This is a genomic window from Bradyrhizobium hereditatis, from assembly GCF_020329435.1.
Taxonomy (GTDB): Bacteria; Pseudomonadota; Alphaproteobacteria; order Rhizobiales; family Xanthobacteraceae; genus Bradyrhizobium; species Bradyrhizobium hereditatis.
The window spans coordinates 408,737-434,222 of record NZ_JAGKJK010000005.1 but is presented as its reverse complement, the minus strand read 5'-3'; the positions used below and the strand labels follow the sequence as shown (position 1 = coordinate 434,222).

The 25,486-nt window shown below is 63.0% G+C and carries 30 protein-coding genes; 22 read left to right on the top strand and 8 right to left on the bottom strand.

Going from position 1 to position 25,486, the window contains the following annotated elements:
* The first annotated feature begins 44 nt into the window (after nucleotides 1-44).
* A complete protein-coding gene (locus J6524_RS14830; RefSeq protein WP_225671647.1) occupies nucleotides 45-599 on the top strand; it encodes a PAN domain-containing protein in 555 nt (184 codons plus the stop codon).
* Nucleotides 600-746: 147 nt separating this feature from the next.
* Here J6524_RS14830 and J6524_RS14825 read toward each other — a convergent pair whose 3' ends face one another.
* From J6524_RS14825 to tldD, 4 genes are all read right to left on the bottom strand, one after another.
* Nucleotides 747-1,316 (bottom strand): nucleotidyltransferase family protein, encoded by a 570-nt coding sequence (locus J6524_RS14825; protein WP_225671645.1) that lies wholly within the window; start codon nucleotides 1,314-1,316, stop codon nucleotides 747-749.
* 214 nt (nucleotides 1,317-1,530) lie between these two features.
* Nucleotides 1,531-1,869, bottom strand: coding sequence for an MmcQ/YjbR family DNA-binding protein (locus tag J6524_RS14820; protein WP_225671643.1), 339 nt, complete (start codon nucleotides 1,867-1,869; stop codon nucleotides 1,531-1,533).
* Nucleotides 1,870-1,964: 95 nt separating this feature from the next.
* Nucleotides 1,965-2,747, bottom strand: coding sequence for a signal peptidase I (gene lepB, locus J6524_RS14815; protein WP_376712024.1), 783 nt, complete (start codon nucleotides 2,745-2,747; stop codon nucleotides 1,965-1,967).
* A complete protein-coding gene (gene tldD, locus J6524_RS14810) occupies nucleotides 2,747-4,171 on the bottom strand; it encodes a metalloprotease TldD (protein ID WP_225671641.1) in 1,425 nt (474 codons plus the stop codon). Before tldD ends, lepB begins: the two co-directional genes overlap by 1 nt.
* A gap of 85 nt (nucleotides 4,172-4,256) precedes the next feature.
* Here tldD and J6524_RS14805 point away from each other — a divergent pair, with 85 nt between their 5' ends.
* Nucleotides 4,257-4,757, top strand: a complete 501-nt coding sequence (locus J6524_RS14805) for a GNAT family N-acetyltransferase (RefSeq protein ID WP_225671639.1) — start codon at nucleotides 4,257-4,259, stop codon at nucleotides 4,755-4,757.
* 83 nt (nucleotides 4,758-4,840) lie between these two features.
* Here J6524_RS14805 and J6524_RS14800 read toward each other — a convergent pair whose 3' ends face one another.
* On the bottom strand, nucleotides 4,841-5,257 hold the full coding sequence (locus tag J6524_RS14800) for a winged helix-turn-helix transcriptional regulator (protein ID WP_225671637.1): 417 nt from the start codon (nucleotides 5,255-5,257) through the stop codon (nucleotides 4,841-4,843).
* Between the two features lie 116 nt (nucleotides 5,258-5,373).
* On the opposite strand from J6524_RS14800, the gene J6524_RS14795 reads away from it, so the two are divergent.
* From J6524_RS14795 to J6524_RS14785, 3 genes are read left to right on the top strand one after another with little or no spacing between them, the layout of a single operon-like run.
* Nucleotides 5,374-5,766 (top strand): DoxX family protein, encoded by a 393-nt coding sequence (locus J6524_RS14795; protein ID WP_225671635.1) that lies wholly within the window; start codon nucleotides 5,374-5,376, stop codon nucleotides 5,764-5,766.
* An 11-nt stretch (nucleotides 5,767-5,777) separates the two neighbouring features.
* The gene (locus J6524_RS14790; protein WP_225671633.1) at nucleotides 5,778-6,281 is read left to right on the top strand and encodes a DsrE family protein; all 504 of its coding nucleotides are present in this window, start codon (nucleotides 5,778-5,780) and stop codon (nucleotides 6,279-6,281) included.
* Nucleotides 6,282-6,294: 13 nt separating this feature from the next.
* The gene (locus J6524_RS14785; protein WP_225671631.1) at nucleotides 6,295-6,906 is read left to right on the top strand and encodes a TlpA family protein disulfide reductase; all 612 of its coding nucleotides are present in this window, start codon (nucleotides 6,295-6,297) and stop codon (nucleotides 6,904-6,906) included.
* A 17-nt stretch (nucleotides 6,907-6,923) separates the two neighbouring features.
* On the opposite strand, the gene J6524_RS14780 is transcribed toward J6524_RS14785, so the two are convergent.
* Nucleotides 6,924-7,475: an invasion associated locus B family protein gene (locus J6524_RS14780; RefSeq protein ID WP_225671629.1), complete on the bottom strand. Its 552-nt coding sequence runs from the start codon at nucleotides 7,473-7,475 to the stop codon at nucleotides 6,924-6,926.
* Nucleotides 7,476-8,014: 539 nt separating this feature from the next.
* On the opposite strand from J6524_RS14780, the gene coxB reads away from it, so the two are divergent.
* From coxB to J6524_RS14735, 9 genes are all read left to right on the top strand, one after another.
* Nucleotides 8,015-8,848, top strand: a complete 834-nt coding sequence (gene coxB / locus J6524_RS14775) for a cytochrome c oxidase subunit II (protein ID WP_225671627.1) — start codon at nucleotides 8,015-8,017, stop codon at nucleotides 8,846-8,848.
* Between the two features lie 74 nt (nucleotides 8,849-8,922).
* Nucleotides 8,923-10,542, top strand: a complete 1,620-nt coding sequence (ctaD, locus tag J6524_RS14770; protein ID WP_225671625.1) for a cytochrome c oxidase subunit I — start codon at nucleotides 8,923-8,925, stop codon at nucleotides 10,540-10,542.
* Between the two features lie 59 nt (nucleotides 10,543-10,601).
* Nucleotides 10,602-11,543 carry a heme o synthase gene (locus J6524_RS14765; protein ID WP_225671623.1) on the top strand — a complete coding sequence of 314 codons (942 nt, stop codon included), beginning with the start codon at nucleotides 10,602-10,604 and terminating at the stop codon, nucleotides 11,541-11,543.
* Between the two features lie 18 nt (nucleotides 11,544-11,561).
* Nucleotides 11,562-11,726 carry a cytochrome c oxidase system small membrane protein gene (locus J6524_RS14760; protein ID WP_225671622.1) on the top strand — a complete coding sequence of 55 codons (165 nt, stop codon included), beginning with the start codon at nucleotides 11,562-11,564 and terminating at the stop codon, nucleotides 11,724-11,726.
* A 5-nt stretch (nucleotides 11,727-11,731) separates the two neighbouring features.
* Nucleotides 11,732-12,376 (top strand): cytochrome c oxidase assembly protein, encoded by a 645-nt coding sequence (locus J6524_RS14755; protein WP_225671620.1) that lies wholly within the window; start codon nucleotides 11,732-11,734, stop codon nucleotides 12,374-12,376.
* A 101-nt stretch (nucleotides 12,377-12,477) separates the two neighbouring features.
* Nucleotides 12,478-13,368: a cytochrome c oxidase subunit 3 gene (locus tag J6524_RS14750; RefSeq protein ID WP_225671618.1), complete on the top strand. Its 891-nt coding sequence runs from the start codon at nucleotides 12,478-12,480 to the stop codon at nucleotides 13,366-13,368.
* A gap of 91 nt (nucleotides 13,369-13,459) precedes the next feature.
* Nucleotides 13,460-13,849 carry a DUF983 domain-containing protein gene (locus J6524_RS14745; RefSeq protein ID WP_225671616.1) on the top strand — a complete coding sequence of 130 codons (390 nt, stop codon included), beginning with the start codon at nucleotides 13,460-13,462 and terminating at the stop codon, nucleotides 13,847-13,849.
* Nucleotides 13,846-14,613, top strand: a complete 768-nt coding sequence (locus J6524_RS14740) for an SURF1 family protein (RefSeq protein WP_225671613.1) — start codon at nucleotides 13,846-13,848, stop codon at nucleotides 14,611-14,613. The genes J6524_RS14745 and J6524_RS14740 overlap by 4 nt, the downstream gene beginning before the upstream one ends.
* Before the next feature lie 43 nt (nucleotides 14,614-14,656).
* Nucleotides 14,657-15,178 (top strand): nuclear transport factor 2 family protein, encoded by a 522-nt coding sequence (locus J6524_RS14735; protein WP_225671611.1) that lies wholly within the window; start codon nucleotides 14,657-14,659, stop codon nucleotides 15,176-15,178.
* 24 nt (nucleotides 15,179-15,202) lie between these two features.
* Here the strand turns inward: J6524_RS14735 and J6524_RS14730 are convergent, their stop codons facing one another.
* Entirely contained in the window at nucleotides 15,203-16,519 is a 1,317-nt protein-coding gene (locus tag J6524_RS14730) for a histidine kinase (protein WP_312002386.1), read from the bottom strand.
* A 116-nt stretch (nucleotides 16,520-16,635) separates the two neighbouring features.
* Here J6524_RS14730 and J6524_RS14725 point away from each other — a divergent pair, with 116 nt between their 5' ends.
* The 4 genes from J6524_RS14725 to J6524_RS14710 all read left to right on the top strand — a co-directional run bounded on the left by J6524_RS14725 (nucleotide 16,636) and on the right by J6524_RS14710 (nucleotide 18,708).
* Nucleotides 16,636-17,280 carry a response regulator transcription factor gene (locus J6524_RS14725; RefSeq protein WP_225671607.1) on the top strand — a complete coding sequence of 215 codons (645 nt, stop codon included), beginning with the start codon at nucleotides 16,636-16,638 and terminating at the stop codon, nucleotides 17,278-17,280.
* 335 nt (nucleotides 17,281-17,615) lie between these two features.
* Entirely contained in the window at nucleotides 17,616-17,861 is a 246-nt protein-coding gene (locus J6524_RS14720) for a hypothetical protein (protein ID WP_225671605.1), read from the top strand.
* A 290-nt stretch (nucleotides 17,862-18,151) separates the two neighbouring features.
* Nucleotides 18,152-18,364 carry a hypothetical protein gene (locus J6524_RS14715; protein ID WP_225671603.1) on the top strand — a complete coding sequence of 71 codons (213 nt, stop codon included), beginning with the start codon at nucleotides 18,152-18,154 and terminating at the stop codon, nucleotides 18,362-18,364.
* Nucleotides 18,365-18,477: 113 nt separating this feature from the next.
* Nucleotides 18,478-18,708 (top strand): hypothetical protein, encoded by a 231-nt coding sequence (locus J6524_RS14710; protein WP_225671601.1) that lies wholly within the window; start codon nucleotides 18,478-18,480, stop codon nucleotides 18,706-18,708.
* 75 nt (nucleotides 18,709-18,783) lie between these two features.
* Here J6524_RS14710 and J6524_RS14705 read toward each other — a convergent pair whose 3' ends face one another.
* Nucleotides 18,784-19,677 carry a LysR family transcriptional regulator gene (locus J6524_RS14705; RefSeq protein ID WP_225671599.1) on the bottom strand — a complete coding sequence of 298 codons (894 nt, stop codon included), beginning with the start codon at nucleotides 19,675-19,677 and terminating at the stop codon, nucleotides 18,784-18,786.
* Nucleotides 19,678-19,899: 222 nt separating this feature from the next.
* Between J6524_RS14705 and paoA the strand changes: the two genes are divergently transcribed.
* The 4 genes from paoA (at nucleotide 19,900) to J6524_RS14685 (ending at nucleotide 25,175) form a co-directional block, all read left to right on the top strand.
* Nucleotides 19,900-20,553, top strand: coding sequence for an aldehyde dehydrogenase iron-sulfur subunit PaoA (gene paoA, locus J6524_RS14700; RefSeq protein ID WP_225671597.1), 654 nt, complete (start codon nucleotides 19,900-19,902; stop codon nucleotides 20,551-20,553).
* Nucleotides 20,550-21,500, top strand: a complete 951-nt coding sequence (locus J6524_RS14695; protein ID WP_225671594.1) for an FAD binding domain-containing protein — start codon at nucleotides 20,550-20,552, stop codon at nucleotides 21,498-21,500. Before paoA ends, J6524_RS14695 begins: the two co-directional genes overlap by 4 nt.
* Nucleotides 21,501-21,503: 3 nt before the next feature.
* Nucleotides 21,504-23,711, top strand: coding sequence for an aldehyde oxidoreductase molybdenum-binding subunit PaoC (paoC, locus tag J6524_RS14690; RefSeq protein ID WP_225671592.1), 2,208 nt, complete (start codon nucleotides 21,504-21,506; stop codon nucleotides 23,709-23,711).
* Between the two features lie 192 nt (nucleotides 23,712-23,903).
* Nucleotides 23,904-25,175, top strand: coding sequence for a lipoprotein-releasing ABC transporter permease subunit (locus J6524_RS14685; protein ID WP_225671590.1), 1,272 nt, complete (start codon nucleotides 23,904-23,906; stop codon nucleotides 25,173-25,175).
* The last annotated feature ends 311 nt before the right edge of the window (nucleotides 25,176-25,486 follow it).

The window sequence follows — 25,486 nt, the reverse complement described above, 5'->3', positions numbered from 1 at the left end:
AGAGTCTTCCCGCGCCTGAAACGCGTATTCGAAAGCAACCGAAAATGGGGACTATTCGCCAGCTCAGGGCGTGTGTGGTGACGCTCGCCTTTTTGGCGGCCACCCTTTGCGCGTCCCCGGCGCTGGCGCAGGCCAATTTCGACCGTCCCGGCGGCGATTATCACAGCGCGCCCGTGATCTCGGGCGATCCCGCGGAATGCGCGCTGGTATGCGAGCGCGACCGGCGCTGCCGCGCCTGGAGCTTCAACTATCCGACCGACCTCGCCAATGGCGCGGTGTGCTGGCTCAAGAGCAACGTGCCGGCGCGCGTGGAGAGCGATTGCTGCGTCTCCGGCATACGCGGCGCCGGCGTGGTCGAGCGGCGCAACGCGGCCAGCGAAACCTCGATCGACCGCTTCGGCGGCGACTACAAGAGCTTTGATCTCAAACGCAGCGACGGCGAGGACGCCTGCAAGGCCGCCTGCGCCGCTGACAACAAATGCCGCGCCTGGACCTACGCTCGGCCCGGCTATGCCGGCAAGGAGGCGCATTGCTTCCTTAAGAAAGAGATCAAGCCGCCGCGAAGAAAGGCGGGGTTTACCTCGGGCGTGGTGCGCTAGTTGCGGCATACACTGCTGTCGTCCCCGCGCACGCGGGGACCCATAACCACTAGTGCTTAGTGATGTGCAGAGCTAGGCCCGCTGTGTTCTGCAACAATGGGCATCAGTGGCTATGGGTCCCTGCTTTCGCAGGGACGACGTCGGGAATTATGCATCCGCCGGCAGCACCGTGATTTCCGGCCACAGCGCCTTCCACCGCCGCGCCTTCGCCTCATAATTCGCCGCCGAGAAATTCGGTCCCGGGTTCGGCCGTACGATCAGCGCCGCGACATCGTCATAGCCGTTCGGAGCATACACCTCGTAAGCATCGCGCACGCGGCGGATTCCGATTTGCGTATTCCTGGTCAGAAACCGGTCAATGCCTTGCGTCGAACAGTGCAGCTCCGGATAGGGCAGGCCATGTTTCTCCGGATACCAGAGATGAACGCGCGCCTGGTTGCGCGCCTCGACCGCGATGCCGCGCGGCGCAAGGCGATCGGTCAATTGGCGGATAACCTTGTCTTCCGCTTCCCACGACGTATCGAGATCGAAATAGAATACGTCGTAGTCGTTAATGCCGTAATCGACGGCGCGGCTGGTCAGCACGTTCCACACCGTCTGCACCAGGCATCCCGAGACCAGCCACGCGTCGGGAAGCGCCAGCCGATGCAGCTCTTCGGTAATGATTTCGTTGGTCGGGTTACGCAAGGCGGCGGTGAGGAATTGGTCTTTGTTCATGCGCGCGCCGCAGTAACTTTCTAAACCCTCATGGTGAGGAGGCGCGAAAGCGCCGCTCCGGACGATGCTTCGCATCGCCGGGAGAACCATGTGGCCCCGCTGGTGCCATCCTTCGAGACGCACGCTGACGCGTGCTCCTCAGGATGAGACCTGACAGATTTCCCTGCTGGGGCAAGGCGCAAACGCGCCTTTGCCCACCCCACTAGTTCCGCCCTTAACGCTCGTCGAATTCCTTCACCGCCTTCTTCGACGCCAGCGTGCGCCAGTGTCGCCGGAGGAGCGGCTCGACGGTGGCGCGGCTGGCCTTCGACAGGCGGATCAGCACCATCGGATAATCGCGGTAGTGATCGGTGAAGTAAAACACCTTGGGCTGGCTTTCCACCAGCATCTCGCGCTCGTCCTGTGGTACGCCCGGCATCACCAGGCTGTCGCCGTCTTGCTTGAGCCGCACGAGCATCTTCTTGCGCACCTTCAAGGCCGGCGTGCCGTAGGAGGTGCCGTCTTCGACCTCAGGCCAGGCGAGCGCGAACTTTCTGACGTCGTCGAAGGTCATGGGCTGGAAACGAATGTAGCCGGATGAGCGAAGCGATATCCGGGGCTAGCCTCGACACTGTCTCGGATGTCGCTTCGCTCATCCGGGCTACGCCCTCAATGCACGGAAGTGAAAAACCGTGCCAGCCGAAAGCCCGACGGCCAGGTCCACACCGGCTGGCTGCGCATGCCGAGATCCCAGGAGCCGACCACGGCATCGGCGCGGCCGATCAGATTGTCGATCGGCAGCAGTCCCACGCCGCCGTCGCGCACCGCGACGCGGCTGTCGGCGGAATTGTCCCTGTTGTCGCCAAGCACGAACAGCATGCCCGCTGGCACCGTCACTTCAGGTGTGTTGTCGAGCCGGCCATTGTCGCGCATCTTGAAGATCGCATGGCTGACGCCGTTCGGCAGCGTCTCGATGAAGCGGTAGGCCCGCTCGGTGTTGCCGTGGTCATCTTCGGCTTCACCCACCCCGTCTGGCCTCAGCGTCGCGGCATGGTCGTTGATGAAGAGTTGGCCCTGCCGCAGCTGGATGCGGTCGCCCGGCAATCCCACCACGCGCTTGACCCAGGCCTGCGAGCGGTCGCCCGGCCAGCGGAATACGACGACGTCGCCGCGCTTGGGCGTATCGCCGAACAGGCGGCCAGTCTCGGGCAGCGTGATCTGGATCGGCAGCGACGCCGCGCCATAACCATACGGAAATTTCGACGCGACCAGCGCGTCACCGATCAGCAGCGTCGGCTCCATCGAGCCCGATGGCACATAGAACGGCTCGGCGATCGCGCCCTTGGCGATGAACACGACGGCCACGATGGCGGCGAGTTGTGCGGCCTGGCCGCGCCAGTTCATCTTGCCGGGAGAGATTTCCTTGTCGCTGACTGCCTTCTCGTCGCTCACTAGCCCGTTCCTCCGACCGTGATCCGCTCCATCCGCAGCGTCGGCTGGCCGACGCCGACAGGCACGCCCTGGCCGTTCTTGCCGCAGGTGCCGATGCCGGTATCGAGCGCCAGATCGTTGCCCACCATGGTGATGCGATGCAGGTCGGTCGGCCCGTTGCCGATCAGCATGGCGCCCTTCAGGGGGGCGCCGAGCTTGCCGTTCTCGATGCGATAGGCCTCGGTGCACTGGAAAACATATTTGCCGGAGGTGATGTCGACCTGGCCGCCGCCGAAATTTGCGGCATAGACGCCGTTCTTCACCGAGGCGATGATCTCGGCGGGGTCACGGTCGCCCGCGAGCATGTAGGTATTGGTCATGCGCGGCATCGGCACATGGGCATAGCTCTGGCGGCGTCCGTTGCCGGTCGGCTTCATGTTCATCAGCCGCGCGTTCTGCCGGTCCTGCATGTAGCCGACGAGAATGCCGTCCTCGATGAGCACGGTGCGGTTGGTTGGCGTGCCTTCATCGTCAATCGAAAGCGAGCCGCGCCGCGAGGCGAGCGTGCCGTCGTCAACGACGGTAACGCCCTTGGCGGCGACCTGCTTGCCCATCAGCCCGGCAAAAGCGGAGGTCTGCTTGCGGTTGAAGTCGCCTTCGAGGCCGTGGCCGACCGCCTCATGCAGCATCACGCCGGGCCAGCCGGCGCCTAGTACCACGTCCATCTCGCCGGCGGGGGCGGGGACCGATTCCAGATTGACCAGCGCCTCGCGGATCGCGCCATCGGCGGCCTCGCGCCACGCCTTGGTCTCGATGAAGCGCGCATAACCTTCGCGGCCGCCATAGCCCTTGCTGCCGCTTTCCTGCCGGTCGCCCTGGCCCGCGACGACGGAAATATTGACGCGCACCAGCGGGCGAATATCGCGATAGCTCTCGCCGTCGGGGCGGAGGATTTCGACCACCTGCCAAGTGGCGCCCAGGCTGATGGAGGCTTGCCGCACCCGCGGATCCTTGTCCCGGACGTATGCGTCGATCTCAGCCAGCAGCTTCACCTTGGCCTCGAAGCCCGGCGCATCCAGCGGGTTCTCATCGCCGTAGAGCCGCACATTGGTGTGTGCGGGCGCGGCGGCGAAATTGCCGCTGTACCCACCGCGCACGGCCGCCACCGCATCCGCCGCACGGATCAACGCCGGCAGCGAGACGTCGGAGGAATGCGCGTAACCGACCGCGTCGTCCTTCACGGCGCGCAGGCCGAAACCTTGCGAGGTGTCATAGGTCGCCTGCTTCAGCCGACCATTGTCGAACCCGAGGGCTTCGGTCTGGCCATATTCCAGAAATAGCTCGCCATCGTCGGCGCCCGCAAGTCCGCGCGCGATCTCGCGTCTGACGGCATCACGGTCAAGATTAGCGCGGTCGAGCAGGGAGGTTGTGGCGGGATTGGTCATCAAATCAGTCCGTTGTCGGAGAGGTTCTTGCAAGATAGTTGTTTCCCGGCCATTCCGCGAGGGGTTGCTCCAACACGTTGCCAAGATGTTACCTTCAGTCGAAATTGTTCCGATAGCGCAGGAGCATATTGAAAGCTTTCATCGATCCCTCGACTTCGTCGCGCGGGAGCGGCGCTATCTCGCGTTTCTGGAAGCCCCACCGTTCGAATCGACGCAGGCCTTTGTTCTCGACAATATCAAACATGGTTATCCGCAACTGGTAGCGGTTTCGTCCGGCGAGGTCATTGGCTGGTGCGATGTCTTACCCAACCCAAGGCCGATATATGCCCATGTCGGCGTTCTCGGTATTGCACTTCTACCGGAATTCCGGCGGCACGGGATTGGTGGACGTTTGATCCGGCAGGCGCTTGACGCTGCGCGGGACTTTGGGCTGCGCCGGGTCGAACTTACGGTTCGGGAGAACAATACGGTCGCGATCGAGCTCTACAAGAAATACGGCTTTATAATCGAAGGGCTGCAGCGCAACCGGATTCTGGTCGATGACGGCTACGAAAACCTGATTCTGATGGGGCTGTTGTTTGAGTAGCTGGCTCGCACGGCAGCCTTCATTCGGTGAGCCGTTCACGCCGAGCGCCGATCTTTCCTGAAACTAGTGCTCCCACCACTCAGTCATCGCGCCGGGCGCGGCGGGTGATCGGCTGAACTGGTGCCTCGACCCTCGGCATCCGCAACATCCGGATCGGGTCCTCGCCTGCCATGCGCGTTGGCCCAACGGGACAGCTCGTCGAACACGGGCTTCAGGTCCCTCGCCGCGGGCGTCATCTCGTATTCGACGCGGGGCGGCACTTCGGGAAATACGGTGCGCTTTACCAGGCCTTCGTTTTCGAGATCCCGCAGCTGGGTCGTCAGCATGTGCTGCGTCACATCGGGAATGGCGCGCCGCAATTCACCGAACCGTCGCTTGCCACCAACCAACTGCCAGAGGATTTCGCCCTTCCACTTGCCGGAGAGTACACGAAGAGCGCGCTGAAGCTGCGGCGCAGCGGTGCATTCGGACGGCGCGGGCCCATTAGTCTGCTTTTTCATACTACACCAGAAAAATCATCCTACTTGTCAATTTCATCTTAGTTCCGAATTTTGGTTTTGAAAGCCTTGGGCGCTTTTGCGGCTGGGGGCCGTTCCTCGATCTTCGGGAGTTCTCAATGTCGGATGCTGCTGCGCCTGCCGGACGCCGTTGGACCTATCTTGGCGTTTGGATTGTCAGAGGATTGCTGGCGTTCGCCTTTCTCGGGGCCGGCGGCGCAAAGCTCTATGGCGTGCCGATGATGGTGGACGAGTTCCATCACATCGGGCTCGGACAATGGTTTCGCTATTTGACTGGTAGCCTCGAGATAATCGGGGCAATTCTGCTCCTGCTGCCACGAAAGGCTGGGTTCGGCGCGCTGCTGCTGATTTGTGTGATGATCGGCGCCGTGATCACTCACCTGTTCGTCATCGGCGGATCACCGGTGCCGGCAATTGTTCTGCTGATGTTGAACGCGCTCGTTGCCTATTCCGAGCGTGAGGCGATCGCCTCGCTCGCCAAGTCCTTTTGAAAGGCACGGCGATGCGCCTGTCGTTCCGTCAATTAGCCAATTGGGTCGGGCTGGCGCTGACCTTCATCGTGCCGTTGGTCGTGACCCTGATGCTGACCGATCCGGGCTCCGCGGTCTCGAAACCGGTGGCGAAGCCCGCTTCGCCACCGATGCATCGGCTGGTGCTGCCGATCAACACCGACGATCCCACCACGATGCGGGCGCTGATCTCGACCTCGCTCAACCTTCCGAAATACTACCAGGAACGGAATGAAGCATTCACCATCGAGGTCGTCGCCTATAACGCCGGCGTGCACATGTTGCGCGCCGATACCTCGCCGGTGAAAGACATGCTGCGCCTGTTGAGGACGGTCAATGCGAACATCCGCTTCGTGGTGTGCGAGGCAACGAAGCTCGGCATGGAGCGCCAGGAGGGCCGTCCGGTCACGCTGATCGACAATGTCGATCTCGTGCCAAGCGGGCCCGGACGCATCATCGAACTGCAAGAAGCCGGCTGGTCCTACATCCGGTCCTGAACGGAGCACCGACATGACGTCGCATCGCAGCCCGAACCGTCGGATGTTCTTTGCGGGAGTAGCGGGCGCGGCCGCATCGCTTGCAATGCCATCGCCTGGATGCGCCGGCTCCGGCGGGCCACCGCCTTTTGCAACGGCCAGGCATCAGTTCACGGAGGTTCGCGGCGCGCGTCCGGTCCCGCCGGCGCAAATCCCACGCCTCGGCGGAGGCGTACTCGATCTCACCTCGTTCCGTGGAAAGGTTGTGCTCGTCAATTTCTGGGCGACCTGGTGCCCGGCCTGCCGGACCGAATTGCCTATATTGGATCAGCTCGCGGGAAACCGGCGCGCCGACCTCGCGGTGATCGCCATTGCGACGGATCGCGATCGATCGGTTGTCGCGCCATTCGTCAAGCAGCTGAAGCTGCGCCATCTCGCGATCGGCTTCGATCCGGGCGGACTGGTGGCGCGTGCCGGCGCAAGCGACGCTGTCGACACGCCGTTCGCGCTTTACGGCATGCCGATCTCCTTCCTGCTGGGTCTCCAGGGCCAAGTCGAAGGCTATATCACCGGCGAAGCGGACTGGCTCTCCATCGAGGCGCGCCGGTTGTTCGATTACTACGCCGGCGCCAGCGCAAAGGGCTAAGATGAACCGGAGTTAGCTCACGGCAGCTTGTCATACCCCTCGCCGAGCCCGTTCAGGCTGAGCGGAAAGCCGATACCCTCTTCGGGCGTCTCAAAGATAATAAAGGTCGCGGTTTTGGCGCTCCGGAGCTGACCCAAGAGTTTTTCGTCCATCACCACCTCGGCGACGCAGCCATTGGGCAGGCAGCGGACGAAGCCGGCGCGGCCCACGTCCTGATTGTCGAGCTTCAGCCCGAGGCCGGAGGGCAGGAGCACGCCGAGCGGGGCGACCACCCGCATCAGTTTGCTCTTCTGATCGGCGGTCTTCAGCACGATCACGGTAAGGCCGGCGTTGGAACGGTCCTCGGCCACCACGCTCTGGATCAGGGCGCATTGCTCGCCCTGCGCGCCCGGCGGGGTGTCGCAGCGGATCTGCCAGTCGCCATGGACCGACCGTACCGCGCCTTGGGCGCTCGCCGCCTGGGTCAGGCTGAGCAGGAAGGCCGTGAACAGGAAAGCCACGGCGAAGAGGCCGCCGAGCCAGCGGGCAAGTTCCAAGCGATATCCCGCCTGATGTTTTGAACGCCCCATCGGGGTCCATCCTCTCGCGAATTCCGGCGGCGCCGGTGACGTTTCCGGCCCAAGCCCGCAGCATACATTTGTAACTGGGTCTTGTCCGGACTGATACGCAATGACGGCGCCTTGAAGGCGGCCCGAGCGCCAATCCACGCCCTCGGCGATTTGTCCGGACTGGCGCGAATCAGCTCGCCCGGGAGCGCCGCCACTGTGCCTACATCCGGCAATCGGGCTGTCAAGCGGCGCGGGTTCGCAAAACGGCGGGTTTTTGCTGATTTGCCGGGAAAATCAGACATCCGGCGAATAGCAGCTAAAGCATGGCTTGCCGCCTACTACTGCATTGCGAGACCCCAAGAATTATGATTTGAGAGGCTGGATTTCGACGCGTTCTAACGATCGGGCCCAGGAGTACTGTAGCAATACTGTTGCAGGTACTTTCGAAGGTGGACTTCCAAAGTACCTCCGGTAGGCCGTTTGTGAGGGCGATCGTGGCGGCATTTCCGGCCATCCGGCGGGAGTGCGTTGGGGACTATTCTTAAAGGAGCGCAAGCGGCATGAAGATGTCGAGTGGCCAGATGGGCCGGCGGTTGCTGGGGTTGGCGGTGGCGGGCATGGCGCTCGCGGCCGGCGGGGCGGCTTTTGGGGCGCAGCCCAAGCCGTGGGAAATCACGCTGCAGGAAGCCGCTACCCCGGTGATGGAAAACATCATCAGCTTCCATAATTTGCTGCTCGTGATCATCACGCTGATCACCCTGTTCGTGCTGGCGCTGCTCGTCATCGTGGTGCTGAAGTTCAACGCCAAGGCCAACCCGATCCCCTCGCGGACCACCCACAACACGCTGATCGAGGTGGCCTGGACGCTGATCCCGGTGCTGATCCTGGTCGGCATCGCGGTGCCGTCGTTCCGCCTCCTGTTCCAGCAGCTCGATGTTCCCAAGGCTGACCTGACCGTCAAGGCCACCGGCAAGCAGTGGTACTGGAGCTACGCCTATCCGGATAACGGCAAGTTCGAGTTCGATTCGCTGATGGCGCAGGACAAGCAGCCGCGCCTGCTCGGCGTCGACAACGAGATGGTGGTGCCGGTCAACAAGGTGATCCGCGTCCAGACCACCGGCGCCGACGTCATCCACGCTTTCGCGGTGCCCTCGTTCGGCATCAAGATCGACTCGATCCCCGGCCGCCTCAACGAGACCTGGTTCAAGGCAACCAAGGTCGGCATGTATTACGGCCAGTGCTCCGAACTGTGCGGCAAGGACCACGCCTTCATGCCGATCGCGGTCAAGGTGGTGACCGATCAGGAATTCGCGGCCTGGGTTGAGGCGGCGAAGAAGAAATATGCGACCAATCCGGCGAACACCTACGCCTCGGCTGGTCAGGCCGCGCAGTAGGGCGCAGGCTTTAAGGACAAGGGCGACGGGACCTGAACAAGGTCCACAAAGGGACTGCAAGGCAGGATTTTAAAATGGCAACGACCGCTGCGACACATCACGATCACGCCCATGACGACCATGCGCATGCCAATCCGACCGGATGGCGGCGCTGGCTCTATTCGACGAACCATAAGGACATCGGCACGATGTACCTTATCTTCGCGATCTTCGCGGGTATCATCGGTGCGGCGATGTCGATCGCGATCCGCGTCGAGCTGATGTATCCGGGCATCCAGCTGTTCCACGAAGCCCACACCTACAATGTGTTCGTAACCTCGCACGGCCTGATCATGATCTTCTTCATGGTGATGCCGGCGATGATCGGCGGGTTCGGCAACTGGTTCGTGCCGCTGATGATTGGCGCGCCCGACATGGCGTTCCCGCGCATGAACAACATCTCGTTCTGGCTGCTGCCGGCCTCGTTCGCGCTGCTCTTGATGTCCACTTTCGTCGAGGGTGAGCCGGGCGCCAACGGCGTCGGCGCGGGCTGGACCATGTATGTGCCATTGTCGACATCGGGCCATCCGGGGCCGGCGGTCGACTTCGCGATCCTTTCGCTGCATTTGGCTGGCGCCTCGTCGATTCTGGGCGCCATCAACTTCATCACCACGATCTTCAACATGCGCGCGCCCGGCATGACCCTGCACAAGATGCCGCTGTTCGTGTGGTCGATCCTGGTGACGGTATTTCTCCTCCTGTTGTCGCTGCCCGTGCTGGCCGGCGCCATCACCATGATGCTGACCGACCGCAACTTCGGCACCACCTTCTTTGCCGCCGACGGCGGCGGCGATCCGGTGCTGTTCCAGCATCTGTTCTGGTTCTTCGGCCACCCCGAGGTGTACATCCTGATCCTGCCCGGCTTCGGCATGATCAGCCAGATCGTCTCGACCTTCTCGCGCAAGCCCGTGTTCGGCTATCTCGGAATGGCCTACGCCATGGTCGCGATCGGCGGCATCGGCTTCGTCGTGTGGGCGCACCACATGTACACGGTCGGCATGTCGTCGGCGACGCAGGCCTATTTCGTCGCCGCCACCATGGTGATCGCGGTGCCGACCGGCGTGAAGATCTTCTCCTGGATCGCCACGATGTGGGGCGGCTCGATCGAATTCCGTACCCCGATGCTGTGGGCGATCGGCTTCATCTTCCTGTTCACGGTCGGTGGCGTCACCGGCGTCGTGCTGGCGAACGCCGGCGTCGACCGCGTGCTGCAGGATACCTATTACGTGGTTGCGCACTTCCACTACGTGCTGTCGCTTGGCGCTGTCTTCGCGATCTTCGCCGGCTGGTATTACTGGTTCCCGAAGATGTCGGGCTACATGTACTCGGAAGCCATCGGCAAGCTGCACTTCTGGGTCACCTTCATCGGCGTGAACCTGATCTTCTTCCCGCAGCACTTCCTCGGCCTGTCGGGCATGCCGCGCCGCTACATCGACTATCCGGACGCGTTTGCCGGCTGGAACCTGGTGTCCTCGATCGGCTCCTACGTCTCCGGCTTCGGCGTCCTAATCTTCATCTACGGTGTCGTCGACGCCTTCGTGAAGAAGCAGGCGGCCGCCAACAATCCGTGGGGCGCCGGTGCCACCACGCTGGAGTGGACGCTGACCTCGCCGCCGCCCTTCCACCAGTTCGAAGTGCTGCCGCGCGTGCAGTAAACGGTTGTTCGCGGCGCGCGTCCGTTGCGCGCCGCGGCTTTGATGAAGCGAGATAGATCTTGTCGGTAGTCGACCACAACGCCATCGATGTTCGCCCTCGGATTTCCGAGGCGGAGGTCGGTGACTACATCGCGCTGCTGAAGCCGCGGGTGATGTCGCTTGTGATCTTCACCGCCTTGGTTGGTTTCTTCATTGCGCCGGGCCATGTCCATCCCGTGATCGCCTTCACCTCGATCCTCTGCATCGCGGTCGGGGCCGGCGCTTCGGGCGCGATGAACATGGCCCTGGAAGGCGACATCGACGCCTTGATGACGCGCACCGCCAACCGGCCGATCCCGCGTGGACGCATCACAAGCGCGGAAGCGATGGCGTTTGGCCTGACGCTGGCTTTCTTCTCGGTGATGACGCTCGGCGTCCTCGTCAACTGGCTTGCCGGCGGCCTGCTCGCGTTCACGATCTTCTTCTATGTGGTGATCTACACCATGTGGCTGAAGCGCTGGACCGCGCAGAACATCGTGATCGGCGGCGCCGCCGGCGCACTGCCGCCGGTTGTGGCGTGGGCCGCGGCCACCGGCTCCCTGTCGATGGAGCCCGTGCTCCTCTTTCTCATCATCTTCTTCTGGACCCCGCCACATTTCTGGGCGCTGGCGCTGTTCCGCAGCGATGACTATGCCCGCGCCGGCATTCCGATGTTGCCCGTCGTCGCCGGGCCCAACGCGACGCGGCTGCAGATCCTGGCCTATACGATCGTGCTGGTCGCGATCGCCGCCGCGCCTTGGCCGCTCGGTTATTTCGATGCGATCTACGGCGTCACCTCGCTGGCGCTCGGCGCGGGCATGATGTGGCTGGCGATCGAGGTCTATCGCCACCGCGAGGGCAAGCAGGCGAGCCGCGCGACGCGCCGGCTGTTTGCCTTCTCGATCCTTTATCTGTTCGCGCTGTTTGCGACGCTCCTGCTCGAGGTCGTCATCCGCGCCATCGTGCCCATGGTCGTCGGGTAGGGGGCGCATGGAACGCGTATGGACGAGAAGCGCAAGCCAGATGGAATCGTCCTCACCGAGGCGCAGAAGCGAAGCCGCCGTCACCGCTCGATCGCCATTGCGCTCGCGCTCGGCGTTCTCGTCGTGCTGTTCTTCGCGGTCACCATGGTCAAGGGGCCGGCCGTTCTTGTCCGGCCGATGTGACTGAGATGGAAAGCAAACCGCAAATGCCGGAGAGCGTGACGGCGGGCGAGCAGGTCGCCTCGCGCCGCGCGCTGTCGCGCGATGCGGTTGTCGCCTCGATCTGCGGCTTCGTCGTCGTGTTCATGGTCGGCGCGTCCTATGCGGCCGTGCCGCTCTACGACTGGTTCTGCCGCGCCACCGGCTTTAACGGCACCACCCAGGTCGCGACCTCGGCGCCATCAGCCGCGCCGCTGGAGCGCAAGATCGCGGTGCGGTTCGATGCCAATGTCGGCCCCGGCCTGCCCTGGAAGTTCGAGCCGGAGCAGAACGAGATCGAGGTCCGGGTCGGCGAGGTCGTCACCGTCTTCTATACCGTGACCAATCAGGCCGCGCGCACCACCGCGGGCGTTGCCGCCTACAATGTCGCGCCGCTCACCGTCGGCGCCTATTTCCAGAAGATCAACTGCTTCTGTTTCAGCGAACAGACCATGGGCCCGGGCGAGAAGCGCGAGATGCCCGTGGTGTTCTATGTCGATCCGGCGCTGGCCGGGGACAGCGAGAACGACGCGTTGAAGACGATCACGCTATCCTACACCTTCTACCCCGTGCGCGAACCGGCGCCGAAGCCGCTCGCGGCCGGCGAAGGCGACAAGCGCAAGGGAAACCTGTGAGAAACCTGTGACCGCCGGATCCCGTATCTAACGGAGTTCGGCCTTGAAATTTGAGACGAATATGTGCCGAAGGGAACGGCACATCTAACGGAGAGACCGCAATGGCTACGGCGCACGCGAAGCACCACGACTACCACCTCGTCGATCCGAGCCCGTGGCCGGTCGTCGGCTCGATCTCGGCCTTCATCATGGCCGTGGGTGCGATCGCCTGGATGCACAAGATGTTTTCCGGTGCTCCGATCGTCTTCGGCGTCGGCACTATCGGCGTGCTCTACACCATGGCGAGCTGGTGGGGCGACGTGATCCGCGAAGCCCAGTACAAGGGCGACCACACCCGCGTGGTGCAGATCAGCCACCGCTACGGCATGATCCTTTTCATCGCCTCCGAGGTGATGTTTTTCGTGGCCTGGTTCTGGGCCTTCTTCAATTCCGCGCTGTTCCCCGCCGACGCGGTCCAGGCCACCCGCGACGCGGTGTTTGGCTGCGGTCCAGGCACGGCTGCCGGTGCCTGCAACGTACCGGGCACCTGGCCGCCGAAGGGCATCGAGACTTTTGACCCCTGGCACCTGCCGCTCCTCAACACGCTCCTGCTCCTGACCTCGGGCACCACCGTCACCTGGGCCCACCACGCGCTGCTCGAGAATGATCGGCAGGGCCTGAAGTACGGCCTGATCCTCACCGTGCTCTTGGGCGCCGCCTTCACCTGCGTGCAGGCCTATGAATATGCCCATGCCACCTTCAGCTTCTCGGGCAACATCTACGGCGCGACCTTCTTCATGGCGACCGGCTTCCACGGCTTCCATGTGCTGGTCGGCACCGTGTTCCTGCTGGTATGCCTGTTCCGCGCCTATGCCGGCCACTTCACGCCGAAGCAGCACCTCGGCTTCGAGTTCGCCGCCTGGTACTGGCACTTCGTCGACGTGGTGTGGCTGTTCCTGTTCGTCTGCATCTACGTCTGGTTCCGCGGCCCGGGACCTGCGGCCGGCCACTGAGCAGGCGTGACGTGATAGAAGGGGGCGGTCGGAAGGACCGCCCCTTTTTCTTTCTTCCTCCTTCTGCAAGCGGAGAAGGGAAGGGCCGAATATGACGACTGATCAATCGCCAACCGTCATCCAGAGCGCGCTACGCGGCATCGCCTGCCGCTGTCCCTGCTGCGGCGAGGGCAAGCTCTATTCGGGGTTCCTTAACCTGCGCCCGAATTGCGAAGCGTGCGGGCTCGACTACGCCTTCATCGATAGCGGCGATGGGCCTGCGATTTTCATCATCATGCTGGCGGGAGCCATCGTCGTCACCGCGGCGCTGATCGTCGAAGTTAAATATCAGCCGCCGTTCTGGCTGCATGCGGCGCTGTGGCTGCCGCTCATCGCCGCGACCACGCTGTTGCCGCTGCGCTCGATGAAGTCGCTTCTGATTGCGCTGCAGTTTCATCACAAGGCGGCGCCCGGCCGGCTGATCGATCGCGAACCGAAATGACCGACCGTTCGCCACGGCGCCCCGCGGTCGCCGGCTTTGCCATTTTCACGCTGCTGATGGTGCTGGCCTTCAGCGGCCTCGGCATTTGGCAGTTGCAGCGCCGGGTCGAAAAACACGCGCTGATCGCACGGCTGAACGAGCGCGTCGCGACCGCGCCCGAGGCGCTGCCGGCGCCGGCGCAATGGTCGCTGCTGACGCCGGCCGGGGACGAATTCCGTCGCGTCAGCTTCACGGCGACCTACGCGCCGTTGCCGGATGCGATGGTCTACAGCGCCGGCTCCGCGGTTCGCGACGACGTCTCAGGCCCCGGCACCTGGGCTTTCCTGCCGGTGCAACTGGCCGACGGCAACACCGTCGTGGTTAACGCCGGCTTCGTCCAGAACACGATGCAGGATCGCAACCAGCAGGATCGCGCCGTGCGCCGGCTGATCACCGGTCATCCTGCGCAGCTCACCGGCTACATCCGTTTTCCCGAAAGCGCGGGCACGCTGACGCCGCCGGAGAACGTGGCAAAGCGGCTCTGGTTCACCCGCGATCACCTCGCAATGGCACGCGCGCTTGGCTGGGGCGAGGGCGGCAAAGCCGTCGCGCCGTTCTACATCGATCTGGAAACGCCGGTGCCTGAAAGCGGCATCCCGAAGCCTGGAGCGCTCTCGGTTCGTCTGAAGGATGATCATATGCAATACGCCATCACCTGGTTCACGCTGGCGTTTGCGGTCGTCATCGCATTCGGCGTCTGGTGGCGTGGCAAGCGGCGCGGTTGAAAGCTCCGTCCCCGTATTCGTCCGGACTAGCCTGAGGGAACCTTTGTTCCGCAGAATCGTTTTTGGTTCCAAAGCCGAGTTCCGGACAAAGGCCTGTTCAGTGTCCATTCACGACGATCGCCATACTCCGCTAACCGGATCAGCGCTCAGGACTAGGTACGGCGAGATGGATGGGACCGCGGACTTGGCGAACGATTTTGATCAGATCGCACTGGTGGTCGACTGGCTGGACGCGTGCCGCAATCGCGATCTCGCGACATTGCTCGATCTCTATGCTGACAACGCAACGCTGGAATGCCAATGCGGTGAGGCCACGATCAGCGAAGGTCGCGCGGCCCTTGAATGCTACTGGAAGCCGCGCCTCGATACGCTCGCTCCGACCGCCTTTGGGCTGGAGGAAATCATACCGACCACCGACGGCGTCGTGCTCGATTATCTGAGCCATGAAGGCAAGCCGGTGCGCATCGCTTTCAGCTTCACGCGCGACGGGAAAATTCAGGCAACCCATTGCTTGCCCGTGGCGGAGTTACAGCCGCGAGCCGGTCTGCGGGACTACGCCGGTTAGCTCTCCCGATCCTGCGCCTTTCCTTCAGGACTGTTTACTACCCGTTTGCGCGGCGGAATCTCCGGCCGGAAGTCGACATCGGACAGATGTGCGCCCAGCTTCGCGCAACAGTTCGAGCGTCCCGCTTAGCGCGCGAGCGCGCTCCAGCATTCCGGTCAATCCCCGGCCAAACCGCCGATCCGCCGGAAAGCCGACACCATCGTCGGATATTTCCACGATCACTTCGGGGCCGTCGCGCCTCGCCGCAACATGCATTGAGCTCGCTTTGGCATGGCGGAGCACGTTTGTCACCGCCTCCTGGATGACGCGGTAGACAGTCTGCGACAGGAGGCCGTCGGCCTCATTCAGTGTTGAGTCGATCTGCGACGTGACCTTGAGGTCCGGCGCCTGCGCCTTTGCGTTCTGCAAAAGGGTCTCGATGCTCTTTTGCAGGCCGAGCTCCTCAATGTAGAGCGGCCGCAGCGCATCGAGGATACGACGGTTCGCCTGCTGCAGCGTTTCGACCGACTGCAAGATTCCTTCGGCGGCGCTTCGTATTTCGGCTTCGCCTGCAGAAATCGATTCCAGAAGCGCGATCGTGTTGGCGCGGATTCCGAATAACAGCGGCCCAAGCTCGTCATGGAGCTCGCGTGCCATGTCCTGCCGTTCGTCGTCCTGCAGCGAGACGATCCGGCGCAGCAGGTTGCGATTGTCCTGGCTGAGGTGATGGAGGGTGCGGGCAAGTTCGTTGGCTTCCTGCGCGCTCTTGCGGATCTCGGGCGGGCCGGCAGGCGCAATGAGGTGTTCGTAGTCGCCCGTCCGCATCCGGGTCAGCCCGTCGCCGAGATTTTGCAGCGGTTGCAACGCGGAGCGTGCGATAAAGTGGGCAATGGCCGCCGTCAGCAGCATCAGGGTGATTCCGGACCAGGCGATCGCCAGGAATCCGATCCACTTCTCGCGAATGTCGGCGGACATGTCCGGTGTGAATACGATGTCGCCGACTTGCTTGCCCTCGATCATGATGGGGAAGGCCGCCCTTAACTCGGGGACAGCGAGGAGGTGGACGAACCAGTCAGGCACCCTTCCTAAGGGCGCCTGCACCGCGTGCGGATGCAGGTCGAGGCTGGTGCCAAGGCGCCGAAACTGGATTGCCTCGGAAGTCCCCAGCGATTGCACGAATGCATCGAGTGTCGCATGCGGATTGGCGGAAGCCTGCAACGCACCGTTGAGCGCGGCCGCAACCGCTCTGGCCGAGCGAGCCGCGGGTTCGATTTCCTCCACAAGTTGCGTCGACGCGAAGATCCGAAGCGAGACGGCTCCCGCCAGCAGGGCCGCCACGAACATCAGGCCGAGCGGCAGCAAGAGCCGCGTTCGAAGAGAAAGTCTTTCCCACATTTTGGTTATTATAGTTCCCGCAACCCAAGATTTCTCTTTTCAAAATGCGCCAACCTCTTATTTATTCCGAAAGGGGATAAAGGATGCAGAATACTACCAGATCGGCAACGAAGGTCTTGATCGTCGACGACCACCCGGTGGTCCTGTCGGGGTGCCGGTCGCTGTTTGCGTCAGACAATTCCGTGAAGATCGAAGAGGCCAACGACGCCAAGTCCGGCCACCGCGCCTATATGGCCAGGAAGCCCGATGTCACGGTGATCGATATCAAGCTTCCCGATGTGTCCGGATTCGAACTTATGCGGCGCATCCGCAAGGATGATCCGGATGCCAGGATCATCATGTTCAGCATGAATGACGATCCGGCCTTCGTGGTTCGCGCCATCGAGATGGGCGCGCAAGGTTATGTCTCGAAAGGCGACGATCCCCGGATGCTGGTCAAGGCCGTCCGCAAGGTGGCTGCGGGAGACAATTTCATTTCACCGCAGCTGGCGGAGGCGGTGACCTTCTCGGGCGCTTCGATCAAGGCCAATCCGGCATCGCAGATGACGGCGCGTGAGCTTGAAATCCTGCGGCTGCTCGGCCGCGGCGACAAGATCGTCGAAGTCGCCGATGCGCTGGAGATTTCTTACAAGACGGTGGCTAACACCACCTCGCTGCTCAAGCAGAAGCTCGGCGCAAAGAATCACTCGGACCTGATCCGGATCGCGGTCGAGATGGGATTGGGCTGAGCGCTATCGGCTGTTCGAGGACCGCTGAACCGGCCGCGCCGCAGGGACGCGGCCCGTTCGCGCCGCTGCAATTCGCTTATCGCCAGGGCAATGGGGATGACGACGGCGAATGGCAGCGAAGCTTCACCAGTGATGATGACGACGATGGTGGCGCCACTTCCTCCCAATCGCTTGATCGCGATGTCTGACACAAGTTCCCGATCACCGATTTTGTTCCGTAGCAAGTAAGCAAGGCGCGAGCAGGATAATCTTGTCGCCGATTGCCAGCTTATTCCCGTAGATTCAGCTACCAAGCTCCAGGCAGCGCGATGCGGAAGCTGTTCGGGGGCGCGTGCATGCTCGGCCAGGCAGGCGTTCGCGCTACCTTGATCCGGCGCTTCTGGATGGGCTTCCGCGCGCTCTGGGTTGGCGCCGTCGCAGCTTGGGGCCCGTCCGCCATTGTCATTGCGAATGCGTCGCTTGGCTGGCTTGTCGGTGGAGCAGGGTTCGGAGCCGGATCAGCCGCGACCACTGACCGTGGCACGATAGTCGGCAGGGTGGTGTCGATGACGATCTTCTCGGGCCATCGGTGCCGCGAGTGAACGCGAATGACTGACGTGTCCAAGTCGGTGCGCACAGGTTCCGTCGCAGGCGGCGGCATATACAGGTCCGCCACAAACAACAGGGCGAGCAACCCGCCACCGACGAACAGGAAATATCGAACGAGGGGCATGCTCGCCACCATTCTCATTGCGTGACTACCCCCGACGTCAACGACCCAACGGAAGACCCTCGGCATAGGTTCCTCGCAGGCCACGGTTGCCAAAAGCCGAATGGCTAAGACCGGGAAAAATTGGCAACATGACTCCTCGGTGATCTCATGGAGAGCTGAATGAACAGCCCGGATATCGTGGAAACGGCCTTCGCGCGGGCCTGGAATGTCTACCTGCTGATCCACAGCGATATCGATGAGAACGACTCGCGGCGCGCAAGCCTCCAGCGCTTTATCCGGCAGCGCTGCGATGCGGGAGAAACCGATACGGAACTGTTGGCTGTGCAGGGGCTCAAATATCTCAAGAGCCTGGAAGGAAACGCGGACGACTAGTTCGCCGCCGCGCTGCGCGAGGCCACGCGTTCCCTGTAGAATGGGAAAAACTGGAACAATCGGATTCCTGGCGGGTTGTCCGCTGCATACGGGGAACACCCGAGGAGGAGATCTTGAAGAAGTCATTGATGATCGGAACGCTGGCCGTTGCCGTATCGGCGTTCGCCGGCACCGCAGTTGCCGCCGAATTCTACGTGGTGCACGACGCCACCACCAAGAAGTGCACGGTTGTCGATACCAAGCCAACCACGACAACCACCACCATCGTCGACAACGGCGTGTTCAAGACGAAGACCGAGGCTGAAACCAGCATGAAAACCATGAAGGTCTGCACAAGTAACTAACCAACGACAGACCTCTTCCAGGAGAGAGGGCCGCGGCATGTGCTGCGGCCCTTTTGCTTGCCGGGACGAAAAGCATCAGCTCCGGTAGCGCAGCGCCTCGACGAGCAGCGCCAATGCCGGCGCCATCTGGCGGCGGCTCGGATAATAGAGGTGATAACCCGGAAAGGGCGGACACCAGTCCGCCAGCACCCGGATCAGGCGGCCGTCCTCAAGGTGCGGCTGCACTTGGTCCTCCGGCAGATAGGCAAGGCCTAGCCCGGCGAGAACCGCATTCATCCGGAGTGCCAGGTTGTTGAACACCAGCTGGCCCTCGACGCGGACCTTCAGCGCGCGTCCGCGCTTCTCGAATTCCCAGGCGTAGATTCCGCCATAGGTCGGCAGGCGGATATTGATGCAGCGATGCGCCGTCAGATCCTGTGGCCTGACGGGTTTCGGACGCGCGGCGAAATAGGCCGGCGCGCCGACCACCGCCATGCGGAAATCCGGCCCGATGCGCACGGCGATCATGTCCTTGGCTACCTGCTCACCGAGGCGGACGCCGGCGTCGAAACGCTCGGCAACGATGTCGGTCAGACCGTAATCGATGTTCACCTCCACTCTGATGTCGGGATAGCGCGGCAGCAGCTTTGCCAGCGCTGGCCAAAGAATCGTCGTGGCCGAGTGCTCGGCTGCGGTGATGCGGATCGTGCCCGCCGGTTTGTCGCGCAGTTCGGTGAGCGCTGAGAGCTCGGCATCGATCTCCTCCAGTTTCGGCGCCACTGTGCGCAGCAAACGTTCGCCGGCTTCCGTTGGCGCGACGCTGCGGGTGGTGCGGGTGAGTAGCCGCAGGCCGAGCCGCTCCTCCAGTCCTCGGATGGTGTGGCTGAGCGCGGATTGCGAGACATCGAGCTGCGCCGCCGCCCGGGTGAAGCTGCGCTCGCGCGCGACCATCAGGAACGCGAGGAGGTCGTTGACGTTCTGGCGCGCCATTCATGAATCCATTTCATAAGCGCAAGCTGACTATACCATCTAATCGCGCCCTCGCGCAGCCGTTAGCTGGTTGCAAGCTGCAAACGCAGTTCTCGCCAGCTCTTTCAAACGTGAATGGCGGCGAGGAACAGGGCAAACCCGGCGCGGTTACAGGAAGCTTGAAGCAGAGCGCTTAGACAGTCGCGCCGAAATCAACCAAACAACGCCAAATGGGAACACGACATGCAAGGTCCGAGCGACTTCGAGTTATCGCGGAGGAAATTGTTGCTGGGAACCGCCGCGTCGGTGGCTTTCAGCGCGGCGTCCGCAGAGGCAAGGGCGCAAACGCCTGTGGTTCCCGCGCAGGCAGCCGTTCCCGGCATCGCGACGATGAAAGTTTCGTTCAACGTCAATGGCGCGCCGCGCGAGATTGCGCTCGACATGCGGACCACGCTGCTCGATGCGCTGCGCGAGCACCTGCATCTCACCGGCACCAAGAAGGGCTGCGATCACGGCCAGTGCGGCGCCTGTACGGTGATCGCAGGCGGCCGGCGGATCAATTCATGCATGACGCTGGCTGTCATGCACGAAGGCGACAGCATCACGACCATCGAGGGCCTCGGCACGCCCGAGAATATGCATCCGATGCAGGCCGCGTTCGTCAAGCACGACGGCTTCCAATGCGGCTATTGCACGCCGGGACAGATCTGTTCGGCGGTCGCGGTGCTCGATGAAATCAAGGCCGGCATTCCCAGTCACGTCACTGCCGATCTCGACGCTGCGCCGCAACTGACCAATGCCGAGCTTCGTGAACGCATGAGCGGCAACATCTGCCGCTGCGGCGCCTATTCCAACATCGCCGAGGCGATCACAGAGGTTGCCGGGAGGCCCACATGAAATCATTCACATATGAGCGCGCAAACTCACCAGCTGACGCTGCGGCGGCCGCCGCGCGCCATGCCGATGCCAAATTCATCGCGGGCGGCACCAATCTGCTTGACCTGATGAAGCTTGAGATCGAGACGCCGGCGCATCTGATCGACGTCAACGGCCTCGCCCTCGACAAGATCGAATCCATGCCCGACGGCGGCCTAAAGATCGGTGCGCTGGTGCGCAATACCGATCTGGCCGCCGATAAGCGCGTCCGACGCGACTATGGCGTGTTGTCGCGCGCCCTGCTCGCCGGCGCCTCGGGCCAACTGCGCAACATGGCGACGACGGCGGGAAACTTGCTGCAGCGGACGCGCTGCCCCTATTTCTACGACACCAACCAGCCTTGCAATAAACGTCGTCCCGGCAGCGGCTGTGCGGCAATCGGCGGCTTCAACCGCCAGCATGCGGTGGTCGGTGCAAGCGAGGCCTGCATCGCCACCCATCCAAGCGACATGGCGGTCGCGATGCGCACGCTCGATGCTGTGGTGGAAACCGTGCGGCCGGATGGCGCGACGCGAACGATTCCGATCGCCGAATTCCATCATTTGCCGGGTAACACGCCGCATGTCGAGACTGCGCTTTCGCAGGGTGAGTTGATCACGGCCGTGACGCTGCCAAAGCCGATCGGTGGCACGCACATCTATCGCAAGGTGCGTGACCGTGCCTCTTATGCCTTCGCGCTGGTCTCGGTTGCTGCGATCGTGCAGCGCGACGGAACCGGCCGCGTAGCACTCGGTGGCGTCGCCCATAAGCCATGGCGTATCGAATCGGCCGACGCGCAGTTGCCGCGGGGCGCCAAGGCCGTCGCCGCCCAATTGTTCGCCGGCGCAAAGCCCACACGCCAGAACGCATTCAAGCTGTCGCTCGCCGAGCGCACGCTCGGTGCGGTGCTGACCGAGGCGAAAGGCTGACCCATGAAATTCGAAACCCCAGCTACCAGTAATCCGATCGATCAGCTCAAAGTGATCGGCAAGCCCGCCGACCGGGTCGACGGTCCCCTCAAGACCACCGGCCGTGCGCCTTACGCTTATGAGCGTCACGATGTCGTTTCCAACCCTGCTTACGGCTATATTGTCGGTTCGGCGATCGCCAAGGGGCGCATCGGCGGGATTGACAGCGCTGCAGCCAAAGCCGCGCCCGGCGTGCGCGCCATCGTCACGGCTGACAACGCCGGCAAGCTCGGCAAAGGCGAGCGCAACGCGGCCAAGCTGCTCGGCGGCCCCGAGATCGAACATTATCATCAGGCGATCGCGCTTGTGGTCGCCGATACCTTTGAACAGGCGCGCGCCGCTGCGGAGCTCCTCCGCGTCGACTACGTCAAGGCGGATGGCGCCGCCTTTGACCTCGCGGCGGTGAAGGATACTGGCCAGCCCAAACCTTTGTTCGGCGGTCCGGCCGATACCGCACGGGGTGATTTTTCTGGTGCGTTTGCGGCAGCGCCGGTTCGATTCGATGCCACCTACACCACGCCCGATCAGGCGCATGCGATGATGGAGCCGCATGCCTCGATCGCCGTGTGGAACGGTGACAAGCTCACGCTTTGGACCTCGAACCAAATGATCGACTGGGGCGTAGGCGATGTCGCGAAGACCCTCGGGATCCCTAAAGAGAATGTTCGCCTGGTCTCGTCATTCATTGGCGGCGGCTTCGGCGGCAAACTGTTCCTGCGTTCGGATGCGCTGCTCGCGGCGCTCGGCGCGCGCGCCGTGGGGCGGCCGGTGAAGGTAGCGCTGCAGCGCCCACTGATGTTCAACAATACGACGCATCGTCCGGCGACGATTCAGCGCATTCGCATCGGCGCTGATAGGGACGGCAGGATCACGGCGATCGGCCACGAGGAATGGTGCGGCAATCTGCCCGGCGGCAGGCCCGAGGGCGCGGTCAGCCAGACGCGGCTGCTTTATGCCGGCGCCAACCGCATGACCGCAACGCGCCTCGCGGCGCTCGATCTCGCCGAAGGCAACGCGATGCGCGCGCCGGGCGAGGCTTCGGGCATGATGGCGCTAGAGATCGCGATCGACGAAATGGCCGAGAAGCTCGGTATCGATCCGATCGAGTTTCGTATCCGCAACGATACCCAGATCGATCCGGAACGGCCGGACCGGCCATTCTCACAGCGGCAACTCACAGAATGCTTCCGCACCGGCGCCGAGCGCTTCGGCTGGAGCAAGCGCGATCCACAGCCGGGCAGGGCACGTGACGGACGCTGGAAGATCGGCATCGGCACGGCCGCCGCGTTCCGCAACAATCTGCTGGTCAAGTCGGCTGCGCGGGTGCGGCTCGACGGCAACGGCATGGTGACGGTCGAGACCGATATGACCGACATCGGCACCGGCAGCTACACCATCATCGCGCAGACCGCGGCCGAGATGATGGGCGTGCCGCTGGAGAAGGTGGTGGTGCGTCTCGGCGATTCGAGCTTTCCGGTCTCGTCAGGCTCCGGCGGGCAATTCGGCGGCAACAATTCGACCGCAGGCGTCTATGCCGCCTGCGTCAAGCTGCGCGAAGCGATCGCCCAGAAGGTCGGCTTCAATTCGGCGGAGGCTGAATTTGCCGATGGCGAGGTGCGCGCGGGTAATCGCCGCGTGCCGCTGGCGCAGGCCGCGGCCGATGGTGCGCTCACGGCCGAAGACGGAATTGAATACGGCGATCTCGACAAGAAGTATCAGCAATCAACCTTCGGCGCGCATTTCGTCGAAGTCGGCGTCGACGTTGCGACCGCCGAGATCCGCGTCCGCCGCATGCTGGCGGTGTGTGCCGCCGGCCGCATCCTCAATCCGAAAACGGCGCGCAGCCAGATCATCGGCGCGATGACGATGGGCGTCGGCGCGGCGCTGATGGAGGAAATGGTTGTCGACAAGCGCGCGGGCTTCTTCGTCAACCACGACCTCGCCGGCTATGAGGTGCCCGTTCATGCCGACATTCCGCATCAGGACATGATCTTCCTCGACGAGACCGATCCGATATCCTCGCCGATGAAGGCCAAGGGCGTGGCCGAGCTCGGCATCTGCGGCGTGGCGGCGGCGGTCGCCAATGCGGTCTATAACGCGACCGGCGTGCGCGTCCGCGACTATCCGATCACGCTCGATAAGCTGCTGGAGCAAATGCCAGACGTCGGTTGAGCGCGAGATCTGTCCGGTGCCGCGTATACCGAGGCTGACGCGCGGCCATGGGGAAGCGCGCGCGATGTCGCGTCGGTTTCATTGGTCTACTCGGCGCTCAAGGCTCCGGCGTGGCAGGAATATGGCGGTGGACGAAGATCATTCTACGAAGCCGGCACACGAAATCGTCCCGAAAACACGCTATGAAGGGCGATGGGAAAACTTCCGCGTCCCCTGCCTTTCTCGGCATTCGAATGGCTGCTGTCCGGGCGGTACCTGCGGGCGCGCCGCAAGGAAGGCTTTATCTCCGTCATCGCGGGATTTTCTTTCCTCGGCATCATGCTCGGCGTTGCGACGCTGATCATCGTGATGGCCGTCATGAACGGTTTCCGCAAGGAGCTGGTGGATAAGATCGTCGGCCTCAACGGCCACCTTCTGGTGCAACCGCTGGAATCGCCGTTGACGGACTGGAAGGACGTCGCCGAGCGCATCAGTCAGGTTCCGGACGTACGGCTCGCCGCGCCAGTGGTTGATGGTCCGGCCCTGGCATCATCGGCACACAATGCCACCGGCGTTCTCGTTCGCGGCATTCGCGGCGATGACCTCAACAAGCTTGCGGCGATCGCGGGCAATGTCCAGCAGGGCGCGCTGGATGGATTCGACCAAGGGAAAGGCGTCGCCATCGGCCGCCGGCTTGCCGAGCAGTTGTCGGTGAGGGCCGGCGACAACATCACGCTGGTCGCACCCGATGGCGCAGCGAGGTCGAAAGCTGCGGCGGCGCGTATCAAGCCGTACAAGGTTGCGGCGGTTTTCAGCATCGACATGTCGGAATACGATTCCGTCATGGTGTTTCTGCCGCTCACGGAAGCGCAGGCCTATTTCAACCGCGCCGATGACGTAAGCGCCATCGAGGTTTTCCTCACCGGCAGCCCGGACAAGGTCGACAGTTTTCGAAAGCCGGTGGCTGATGCCGCCGGGCGGCCGGTGTTTCTCGTTGACTGGCGGCGGCGCACTTCGGCCTTCTTCGCGGCCCTGCAGGTCGAGCGCAACGTCATGTTCCTGATCCTGACCTTGATCGTGCTGGTCGCCGCGCTGAACATCGTGTCGGGACTGATCATGCTCGTGAAGGACAAGGGCGCCGATATCGCCATTCTGCGCACCATCGGCGCCTCGCGCGGGGCGATCATGCGGGTATTCCTGATCGCGGGTGCAGCGATCGGCGTGCTCGGCACCTTGGCCGGTCTGCTCGTCGGCATGCTGGTTTGCCTGAACATCGAGGCGATCAGGCAATTCCTGTCCTGGCTCACCAATACCGAGCTGTTTCCGCCAAAGCTCTACTTCCTGTCGAAGCTGCCGGCGGAAATCGATCTTGGCGAAACCGCCGCCGTTGTGGCGATGGCGCTGACGTTGTCATTCCTGGCAACGCTCTATCCATCATGGCGGGCGGCACGGCTCGATCCGGTCGATGTTCTCCGGTACGGGTGAGGGCGGCCGCTCTCGGGTTTTCAAGGGAGTGCGAAGCTGCAACCCTCTGGCGCGCAAGTGTCGAGAGAGCGCGAAACTATTTCCCCGTCGTTGCGAGCCAACGGGTCGCGCGAATGCGCGCCCGATGACAGGCTCCGCGAAGCAATCCATGTCTCAGCTCGGGGATAGATGGATTGCTTCGCTGCGCTCGCAATGACGGGGGTAGGCGCGGCGTACCGGCGGGAGCGAAATTGGCTCGCCCTCGCACGGCATGAAGGCTCGTTACCCCTAGAATCACGCATTTTGCGGAGGCTGCGCCCTTCCTTTTCGCG

Bases quoted from the DNA above. Each gene is read 5' to 3' on its own strand.
- J6524_RS14830 (WP_225671647.1), top strand. From the start codon at position 45: ATGGGGACTATTCGCCAGCTCAGGGCGTGTGTGGTGACGCTCGCCTTT.
- J6524_RS14825 (WP_225671645.1), bottom strand. From the start codon at position 1,316: ATGAACAAAGACCAATTCCTCACCGCCGCCTTGCGTAACCCGACCAAC.
- J6524_RS14820 (WP_225671643.1), bottom strand. From the start codon at position 1,869: ATGACCTTCGACGACGTCAGAAAGTTCGCGCTCGCCTGGCCTGAGGTC.
- tldD (WP_225671641.1), bottom strand. From the start codon at position 4,171: ATGACCAATCCCGCCACAACCTCCCTGCTCGACCGCGCTAATCTTGAC.
- J6524_RS14805 (WP_225671639.1), top strand. From the start codon at position 4,257: ATGTTACCTTCAGTCGAAATTGTTCCGATAGCGCAGGAGCATATTGAA.
- J6524_RS14800 (WP_225671637.1), bottom strand. From the start codon at position 5,257: ATGAAAAAGCAGACTAATGGGCCCGCGCCGTCCGAATGCACCGCTGCG.
- J6524_RS14795 (WP_225671635.1), top strand. From the start codon at position 5,374: ATGTCGGATGCTGCTGCGCCTGCCGGACGCCGTTGGACCTATCTTGGC.
- J6524_RS14790 (WP_225671633.1), top strand. From the start codon at position 5,778: ATGCGCCTGTCGTTCCGTCAATTAGCCAATTGGGTCGGGCTGGCGCTG.
- J6524_RS14785 (WP_225671631.1), top strand. From the start codon at position 6,295: ATGACGTCGCATCGCAGCCCGAACCGTCGGATGTTCTTTGCGGGAGTA.
- J6524_RS14780 (WP_225671629.1), bottom strand. From the start codon at position 7,475: ATGGGGCGTTCAAAACATCAGGCGGGATATCGCTTGGAACTTGCCCGC.
- coxB (WP_225671627.1), top strand. From the start codon at position 8,015: ATGAAGATGTCGAGTGGCCAGATGGGCCGGCGGTTGCTGGGGTTGGCG.
- ctaD (WP_225671625.1), top strand. From the start codon at position 8,923: ATGGCAACGACCGCTGCGACACATCACGATCACGCCCATGACGACCAT.
- J6524_RS14760 (WP_225671622.1), top strand. From the start codon at position 11,562: ATGGACGAGAAGCGCAAGCCAGATGGAATCGTCCTCACCGAGGCGCAG.
- J6524_RS14755 (WP_225671620.1), top strand. From the start codon at position 11,732: ATGGAAAGCAAACCGCAAATGCCGGAGAGCGTGACGGCGGGCGAGCAG.
- J6524_RS14750 (WP_225671618.1), top strand. From the start codon at position 12,478: ATGGCTACGGCGCACGCGAAGCACCACGACTACCACCTCGTCGATCCG.
- J6524_RS14745 (WP_225671616.1), top strand. From the start codon at position 13,460: ATGACGACTGATCAATCGCCAACCGTCATCCAGAGCGCGCTACGCGGC.
- J6524_RS14740 (WP_225671613.1), top strand. From the start codon at position 13,846: ATGACCGACCGTTCGCCACGGCGCCCCGCGGTCGCCGGCTTTGCCATT.
- J6524_RS14725 (WP_225671607.1), top strand. From the start codon at position 16,636: ATGCAGAATACTACCAGATCGGCAACGAAGGTCTTGATCGTCGACGAC.
- J6524_RS14720 (WP_225671605.1), top strand. From the start codon at position 17,616: ATGCTCGGCCAGGCAGGCGTTCGCGCTACCTTGATCCGGCGCTTCTGG.
- J6524_RS14715 (WP_225671603.1), top strand. From the start codon at position 18,152: ATGAACAGCCCGGATATCGTGGAAACGGCCTTCGCGCGGGCCTGGAAT.
- J6524_RS14705 (WP_225671599.1), bottom strand. From the start codon at position 19,677: ATGGCGCGCCAGAACGTCAACGACCTCCTCGCGTTCCTGATGGTCGCG.
- paoA (WP_225671597.1), top strand. From the start codon at position 19,900: ATGCAAGGTCCGAGCGACTTCGAGTTATCGCGGAGGAAATTGTTGCTG.
- J6524_RS14695 (WP_225671594.1), top strand. From the start codon at position 20,550: ATGAAATCATTCACATATGAGCGCGCAAACTCACCAGCTGACGCTGCG.
- paoC (WP_225671592.1), top strand. From the start codon at position 21,504: ATGAAATTCGAAACCCCAGCTACCAGTAATCCGATCGATCAGCTCAAA.
- J6524_RS14685 (WP_225671590.1), top strand. From the start codon at position 23,904: ATGGGAAAACTTCCGCGTCCCCTGCCTTTCTCGGCATTCGAATGGCTG.